The sequence below is a fragment of the Marinomonas profundimaris genome, assembly GCF_000508165.1.
Classification (GTDB): Bacteria; Pseudomonadota; Gammaproteobacteria; order Pseudomonadales; family Marinomonadaceae; genus Marinomonas; species Marinomonas profundimaris.
In genome coordinates this window covers 21,084-28,742 of record NZ_AYOZ01000018.1, presented here as the reverse complement: position 1 = coordinate 28,742, position 7,659 = coordinate 21,084, and the positions used below count along the sequence as shown (strand labels likewise).

At 37.2% G+C, this 7,659-nt stretch carries 9 protein-coding genes; 5 read left to right on the top strand and 4 right to left on the bottom strand.

Annotation, left to right across the window (positions count from 1 at the left end):
• On the bottom strand, positions 1-505 hold a 505-nt coding region (locus tag D104_RS37410; RefSeq protein ID WP_024024139.1), incomplete at its 3' end, for a transposase.
• Between the two features lie 200 nt (positions 506-705).
• On the opposite strand from D104_RS37410, the gene gstA reads away from it, so the two are divergent.
• Both gstA and D104_RS28915 read left to right on the top strand, forming a co-directional pair.
• The gene (gene gstA / locus D104_RS28920) at positions 706-1,314 is read left to right on the top strand and encodes a glutathione transferase GstA (RefSeq protein WP_013785981.1); all 609 of its coding nucleotides are present in this window, start codon (positions 706-708) and stop codon (positions 1,312-1,314) included.
• Between the two features lie 200 nt (positions 1,315-1,514).
• Positions 1,515-2,360 (top strand): prephenate dehydratase, encoded by an 846-nt coding sequence (locus D104_RS28915; RefSeq protein ID WP_024024138.1) that lies wholly within the window; start codon positions 1,515-1,517, stop codon positions 2,358-2,360.
• 537 nt (positions 2,361-2,897) lie between these two features.
• On the opposite strand, the gene D104_RS37460 is transcribed toward D104_RS28915, so the two are convergent.
• Entirely contained in the window at positions 2,898-3,062 is a 165-nt protein-coding gene (locus tag D104_RS37460; RefSeq protein ID WP_013785983.1) for a hypothetical protein, read from the bottom strand.
• 25 nt (positions 3,063-3,087) lie between these two features.
• Here D104_RS37460 and tnpA point away from each other — a divergent pair, with 25 nt between their 5' ends.
• The 3 genes from tnpA to tnpC all read left to right on the top strand — a co-directional run bounded on the left by tnpA (position 3,088) and on the right by tnpC (position 5,311).
• Positions 3,088-3,378 carry an IS66 family insertion sequence element accessory protein TnpA gene (gene tnpA / locus D104_RS28910; RefSeq protein WP_013785984.1) on the top strand — a complete coding sequence of 97 codons (291 nt, stop codon included), beginning with the start codon at positions 3,088-3,090 and terminating at the stop codon, positions 3,376-3,378.
• The gene (gene tnpB, locus D104_RS28905; RefSeq protein WP_013785985.1) at positions 3,375-3,719 is read left to right on the top strand and encodes an IS66 family insertion sequence element accessory protein TnpB; all 345 of its coding nucleotides are present in this window, start codon (positions 3,375-3,377) and stop codon (positions 3,717-3,719) included. The genes tnpA and tnpB overlap by 4 nt, the downstream gene beginning before the upstream one ends.
• An 89-nt stretch (positions 3,720-3,808) precedes the next feature.
• Positions 3,809-5,311 (top strand): IS66 family transposase, encoded by a 1,503-nt coding sequence (gene tnpC, locus D104_RS28900; RefSeq protein ID WP_024024137.1) that lies wholly within the window; start codon positions 3,809-3,811, stop codon positions 5,309-5,311.
• 311 nt (positions 5,312-5,622) lie between these two features.
• Here the strand turns inward: tnpC and D104_RS28895 are convergent, their stop codons facing one another.
• Together D104_RS28895 and D104_RS28890 are read right to left on the bottom strand one after the other, a co-directional pair.
• Positions 5,623-6,990 carry an OmpP1/FadL family transporter gene (locus D104_RS28895; RefSeq protein WP_024024136.1) on the bottom strand — a complete coding sequence of 456 codons (1,368 nt, stop codon included), beginning with the start codon at positions 6,988-6,990 and terminating at the stop codon, positions 5,623-5,625.
• On the bottom strand, positions 6,987-7,601 hold the full coding sequence (locus D104_RS28890; protein ID WP_024024135.1) for a 2-hydroxychromene-2-carboxylate isomerase: 615 nt from the start codon (positions 7,599-7,601) through the stop codon (positions 6,987-6,989). The genes D104_RS28895 and D104_RS28890 overlap by 4 nt, the downstream gene beginning before the upstream one ends.
• Positions 7,602-7,659 lie beyond the last annotated feature (58 nt).

Below are 7,659 nucleotides of genomic sequence, written 5' to 3'. Positions count from 1 at the left end.
TAGAGGGGAAAATCCCTAGAACCCCTATTTGCTGCCCCATCACGCAACGAGCTGTTAAGTGGTCAAAGTGACTCGATACGCCGGGCATCTTTTTACCAGATCTTGTTTTTACGGTGTCATCAATAACAAAGGCACAGAGTCGGCTTTTACTGTTAGCCTTAAGGACTTTTTTAGCGGTCAATAATTGTAGCTTTCGCCAATCTACATCTTCACGGTTAAGTAAGTCATATAACGCATCTTTTTTTGCCGCGGAAAAACTTAATAAAGCATCCCTTGAAAACATGGCTACAGAGTCTACTTTAAGCCAAACCCAGAGCATTAAAAGGTAGGTGATATCACCTACTGGCGTACCTGATCGCTTAGAAAACTTAGCTTGGCGTAACATGATGTTAAAACCAATGCTTTTCCATGTTGAGCTAAAGGTGTTATCTATTTTAAGGTTTGTTTGGCTCAATAAGTCAGCGGTTAATGATTGTAAGTTCAAGGTCTTTGTGGCAGAATTCATTCGATGTCTCTTGTGGTTTTTTACGTTGTCTAGTTAACAAGTATTTTACCACAATGAGGCATCAACTTCTTTTAAATCATTAGGTTATTGTTATTTCCTCGTCTATTTTGAACCCCGAAACTTGAGTAATAACAACATCTATTACAATGATTTAATTTAAAAATAAATTGTTAATACTGTCAATAAAAGGAGTACACCTAATGAAACTGTATTACAGCCCTGGAGCATGTTCATTATCTACCCATATCGTGTTGTGTGAGACTGAGCTAACATATGATCTTGTTCGTGTAGATCTCAATACAAAATCACTAGAGAATAAACAAGATTTTTACAAAATAAATCCCTTTGGCTATGTGCCTGCCCTTGAACTTAAAAATGGTAAAATTCTATTAGAAGGCCCTGCCATTATTCAATACCTTGCTGATCAAGTACCTGAAAAACAACTAGCGCCTGTTAATGGAACATTTGAGCGTTATCAACTACAGCAACAACTAAATTTAATTTCAACTGAATTACATAAGGGGCTGGGAGGATTATTTAATCCTGCATTTTCATCTGATACCCAAGAAATATTTAAAAACAATTTTTCTCGTCGTTTAGATGTCCTTGCTCCTAAATTGTCTGATGATAGTTACCTTTTAGGTGAGCAATTTAGTGTAGCCGATGCGTATTTATTTACGGTATTAAGTTGGTGTCCAATGGTTGGTTTTGACCTTGCTAAATGGCCAGAATTAGTAACATATCAGCAAAAAATAGCAAGACGTCCTTCAGTTCAAAAAGCACTAAAAGAAGAAGGCTTACTCGATTAATTGTTTTAAAGTAGCCCAAAGCTTGAAAACACAAATACTAGACAGTTTCGGCTAGACTTTGCCCAGTCGACGCTATTCAGCACGGGGGCTTTCGCTACGCTCTGTTAAAAAATAGCAGAAACAAATGAGTATAAGCTGTACCACACTTTGTTTGAATACTTAGGAACAGAGTATAATAAAATTTTTATGGAGTTATTTTAGTGATTAGAATTGTAACATTAGGCCCTAAAAACACATATTCTGATGTGGCAACTCAAATTTATTGCTCCTTACAAGAACATCAATATAATATCGTATACGCTAGATCTATTACAAATGTTTTAGATATGATGGATAATAATCAGGCTGAATTAGCTGTTTTACCAATAGAAAATTTGTCTGAAGGCTATATTTCGGTGGTATTAGATCATTTGATAAAAAGTAAGCTATATATTAAAAAAGAAATTTTATTACCTATTAAATTTTCCTTAATAAGTAATAAAAAAAATCCTGTAGACATAAAGAAACTTTTTGTACAATTTGTAGCTAAAGGGCAGTGCTCTAAATTTATTGATAGCATGGATGCTAAAATTGAGTTAGTTCTTACAGAAAGCAATATTGAATCATTAAATCTTTTTTTAAAAAACAGAGGAAATAGTGCCGCAATTGTACCTACTTACGCTATTAATGATGATGAATTCAATTTAAAAATCAATAATATCAATGACTTTAAAAATAACCAAACGAGATTTTTAGTTCTAACTAAAGAAAATAATATCGATATTATTAGCCCTGATATAGATTATAAAACAACAATTATCGTTATTGATGATAATGATTACCCCGGTTTTTTAGGAAATATTTTATCATCTTTTTCAAAAAGAAAAATAAATCTAACGTCTATAACCTCAAGACCCACAAAAGGTGATTTTGGAAAATACTACTTTTTGATTGATTTAGATGGCCATATGATGGAAGAAAATATTAAAGCTGCAATAAATGAAATTAATAGCAAGCATAATATGAAAAATTTGGGGTCATATATAAAAGCAAAACTACACAAGTGAGACATAAATGTATTTTTCTTCCCTGCTTATGCTTATGGCCAATGGAGATACTTGATTTTTGAGTGAAAAAGAACCAAGCTATCGCTAATAAATATTCAACTGCCTGCAACCTTACTAGTCTGCCTATTATTCGCATCTTTTTCTGTAATTGGGTATTAGCCAGTGTGATATTAGCATTTCAATTTTTCATTAGGCTACACACTGTTTCTTAATGGTTAGAAGAATCTGATGAAACCTTGTTTGCCTCGCTCCGAGAAAGAAAGTCGTACACTTGCGCCAGAGGCGAGAAAAAGATAGCATTTTATGCGCTGATGAATTTAAAATATTATATCAAGCTTACATAAGACAATGATTTACTTACAAACGGTTAGGTGTAGCTTCTGGCGTACAAATGGTTGATATGTTTACACATTCAAAAATCAATATAGACCATAGCCGATTAAGGGCTTCGATGGATATATTTCAAGGCGTGACAACTAAGTATTTAGAAACTCAAGTTTCGGGATTCACTTTTATCCAATAAAAGTGAACTCTACCTCACTCTATCCCTTCTTGACGTAAGGTAAAACTATCCATTTGCATGACTTGCGTAAAAAAATCAATCACCGTTTGCTCAATTTTCTCTAGTACATCAGATTTATCAACCCTTGTTAGTAAGCGGTTAATTAACCCCACATTCCAATAAAAATCAGGCTTTGGCATAGTGCTTCTTTACAAAGGAGATGCTATGAATCAATTGCAAAAACATGACCACTGGACTCAAATACTGACTGAGTTCAAACAAAGCCAGTTGCCGATTAAACAATTTTGTACTGAGCGGTCAATCCACTATCAAACACTTTACTATTGGGTCAAAAAACTCAACAGTAAAGAGGCCAAGCAACAAGTTCAGCCAATTGTCTTTGACCAGGAAAGCGCTGATGTCGTGGTGCTATTATTACCTAACGGTATTCGCGCTGAACTCCCTTCGATGCTCAGTCAAACACAAATCAAACATTGGGTTGCAGCATTACAATGACTCCCACTGGTAACGTGTATTTAGTGTCGGGTGTCACCGACATGAGAAAGTCGATTGATGGATTATCACTCATCGTCGCGGATACGCTTGAAATGGACCCCTTTAGCCAGGCTTGGTTTATTTTCTGTAATCGGGGCCGCGATAAACTCAAAATCCTATTCTGGGATACCAATGGATTTTGGCTTTATTATCGTCGCCTCGAAAAAGGTCACTTTAAGTGGCCGGTGCCTAAATGTGATGGCGCTGTTCATATCAGCAAGCAGCAATTACAGTGGCTATTATCGGGATTAACCTTAGATAATCCTAAGGCGCATCGACCCATATTTGGACTTGAAGTGTGACGTTAAATGTTGATCGCAAATTCTACTTGAACGATCATTTTTCGCTGTCACACTAAGGATATTGATAACCACTTAAGCCCTGAGCCACCTTGACTGACCTACCTGATGACGTAGCACAACTCAAAGCCATGTTGCTGCAACTGCAAGCAAAAGAGCGTGCACAAGCAGAAGAAATTGCTGAGCTTAAAACGACAGTGCAACTGCTGGTTGAACAACTCAACTTAAGTAAATCAAAGCGCTTTTCATCACAAAGTGAAAAGGTCGCCAAGGGCACGTTTAACGAAGCTGAGCAGCAACATGCGTTGCCCAACGTAAATAAGAGCAAGGCTAAAACAGGCAGAAAACCATTACCTGAAGCGCTTGAGCGTGAAGTTTATCTGCACGAACTCAGTGCCCCTTGTTGTGAATGTTGCCAAACACCCCTTCATGAATGCGGTAAAGAAGTCAGCGAAGAGCTCAAAATCATTCCACAGAAAGTCAGCGTTATCCGTCATGAGCGTACCAAATACACGTGTCGTCAATGTGAGAAAACACACGTCAGCAATAAAGTCATTACGGCTCCTAAGCCTGCGAGCATGTTGCCTAAAAGCATGGGCAGTGCTGAAACGTTTGCGGCAATCGTCACGGCTAAATATGTTGATGCATTACCGCTCTATCGCCAGGTTGATATTTTAAATCGCTCCGGTATTGAAATCAGCAGAGGCACACTCGCAAATTGGTGTGTACAACTAGGTGATAAAGCCCAAATTATCATCGATGCAATGAAAGCCAAACTCCTGAATGAAAATCTGATTTGTGCCGATGAAACAACGGTGCAAGTGCTTCGTGAAGAAGACAGAAAGGCCGAAACTAAATCGTACATGTGGGTTTATCGCAGTGGTGAATTTGCAGAAAACCCAGCTGTTATTTACGACTATCAACCGAGTCGTGCAGCTGCCTGTGTAAAGGATTTCTTAACGGGATACTCAGGCTACCTCCTGACCGATGGCTACAGTGCTTACAATACGCTTGAACAGGTCACTCAAGCTGCTTGTATGGCACATGCCAGACGTAAATTTACCGATGCACAAAAAGCATCGCCTTCAAAAAAAGCAGGTAAACCCGAAAAAGCGCTCAGTTACATAGCCAAACTTTACGGCATAGAAAAGCAGGCAAAAAACTTAACCTCACAAGCGCGTCAACAGCTGAGAAAGCAACAAGCCGAACCTATCCTCAATGAATTTTACAATTGGCTAAACAGCCAACATGTTTTACCTAAAGGGGCATTAGGTAAAGCCATTAGTTACACCTTAAATCAATGGCCCAAATTACTGACCTATCTTGAAGATGGGGATATCAGTATTGATAATAATGTCACAGAGCGGGATATCCGGCCATTTACCACAGGGCGAAAAAATTGGATGTTCTCGACGTCGGTGGGTGGCGCTAAAGCCAGTGCGAATTTATACAGCCTGGTAATGACCTGCCGTGCCAATGATTTGAATCCCTACTACTATTTCCGTCATCTCTTTACGGAATTACCCAAGCGTGCACCATCAGATGAACTGTCTGATTTGCTGCCGTGGAATGTTGATTTAGGTGAAGCAGAATAACCTTCACCGGTTCATTGAGCGCTTACAAAGAAGAGAACCCTAAAAAAGATAAAGTTTCATCCTAATGCCGATTTCGAGGGGATGGGCACAAAACCCAATCAGAAGTAACTAACAAAACTCCTAGTTGGTCATAAAATAGGCTTGAGGTTCATTTCGAGGGGATGGGCGCGAAACCCCAAAATGCGCAAGCCGTGCCGTTTGCCCTGTCAAATTATATCCAACCATATCAATTATCATCGTTGCATGATAAAATTGGATAAAGACTTTCTGCCTATATTTGGGTGGATCTGTTCCATATACAGAATAATATATTAGAAATTTCGCGTATAAGAAATTGAAAAATTATTTAACGTATTTGATGCTTCTATAGGTACAGGTGTCATCGGTAGGCTAGTGTTTTTCATTTTTCCATCGAATCCATAGGAGTATGCAAAATCTAGAGTAGAGTATTTGCTAAAGTTATAAGCAAAGCCTGCTGTTAAGTGTTTTGTTGGTAATGCTGGGATAGTTGGTGCAAGTGTTTTGTTATTCAATCCCGTTGTTGCAGTTCTATATCCGGCTCTAAATTCCCAATCTTGATAATGATAATTTGTTCCTACTGACCATATTGATATATCTGAATAATTTTGAGGTAGTAAAATCCCTAATTGCCCCATTTCTGATGAATAGGTGATATCGATATCTTTCATTGCATCTTCCCAAAATACTCTTGAGAAGTCTGATGTAATCATCCAATCAGGTGAAATTTTATGGCTTATGCCTATTGTAATATTAGCGGGTAATTTAAAATCTTTAAGGCGTACGTCACCATTTACAGGAACTTGTCCAGCAACAGCATCAACAACAGTTAACGTAGCATCACCTGTCATATCTTTCATATACCCTTCGGTACTGTATGACATACCTAAGGTTGTATTTTTTTGGATTTTATACGTTAATCCCATTTTAGCAGTAACACCCCATGAGCTTATGCCGTTACTAACAGGCTTGTTTTCTGTAAACCCTATATGGGCACCTCTTAAATCAGGAAATTCTCCTAATGTAGGCAACATTGACCCACTTACTCTGCCATCTTGAATTAATGAGCCTAGTTGATCTGCGCCTAATAATAAATTAAGATTTAATCCTTGCCATGTGGCATCAATACTTGCCCCTATAGTCAATTTTTCATTGAACTGATAGCTTATGGCAAAAGGGATATTTAAAACAAAAAGGCGGCTGGATACGTCTAAATTTGTATCTAAGCCACCAGTAGCTTGTGATAAAAATGAAGAGTTGCCATATTCAGTACCGATACCACCTTGGCCAAAAACACCAATACCTACTGTATATTTTCCTGTGCGGTAAGTGATAGCAAGCTGAGGAATGGCATAAGGACCTCTATTATGAGAATGGGAATGAGAAGAAGCTTTTTCGCCAGTAGATAAATTTCGGGTATAAATATCAGTAACGATAATGTCTACACCTGTCAAAAACTGTGTACCCTCTTTCATTAAAGATAATGTTGCAGGGTTAGACATCATGCCTGCTGGTCCAACATCATAGGCCGTGGCTGTCCCACCCATTGCTTTAGATATTGATCCAAAGCCTTCTAATCTAAATACATCGGTTGCATGAGCACAAGTTACTATTGTAGAACTTAAGATTAACAAGGATATTTTATTTTTTATTAATTTCATTTGCTTTCCCTTCTGTTTATTTGTTTATTATTTGTATTTAAAAATTTTTCTAAAAATATAATACGGTCATTTCCCCACCACATATTCTCATCAATCATCATAGTTGGGACACCAAAGACATGTTTCTTAATCGCGTTTTCAGTAGATTTCTGGTAGGCTTTTATGCCTATATCTGATTCAATAAAATGGGTGAATTCTTTTATCTCCCAATTCAGTGTTTTACAAATTTCATCAAAAACTAATGGGCTATCAGGTGCATTTCCTTTTCCCCATGTTAAAAAAAATGCAAGATTGACATATTCTGCTTGGATATCTTTATCCGCAGTATAAAACATACCTATATTTAATTTTTCTGAATTAAAATTAGGTATAAATTTTAATGGGATATCATACAGCTCTGCCCACCGATCTATATCTTTCTTTAGGTAAGATAGCTTTACTGGCATATCTCGATTTGTAGGTCCGATATTTCCGATTGCTTTTTTTGCACGTGCTAAATCAATAGCGTGATAGCATATATTATGAATTGTATCGTCACTTAGCTTTGCAAGTTTTACGCTAGCTAAATATGAAAAAGGGCTTAAAAAATCAAAAAAGAAATTTATATTCAAGCTATTTATTTCCAATGTAAAAGTAAAGAACAACCATATAAGTTATAGATATAAACTA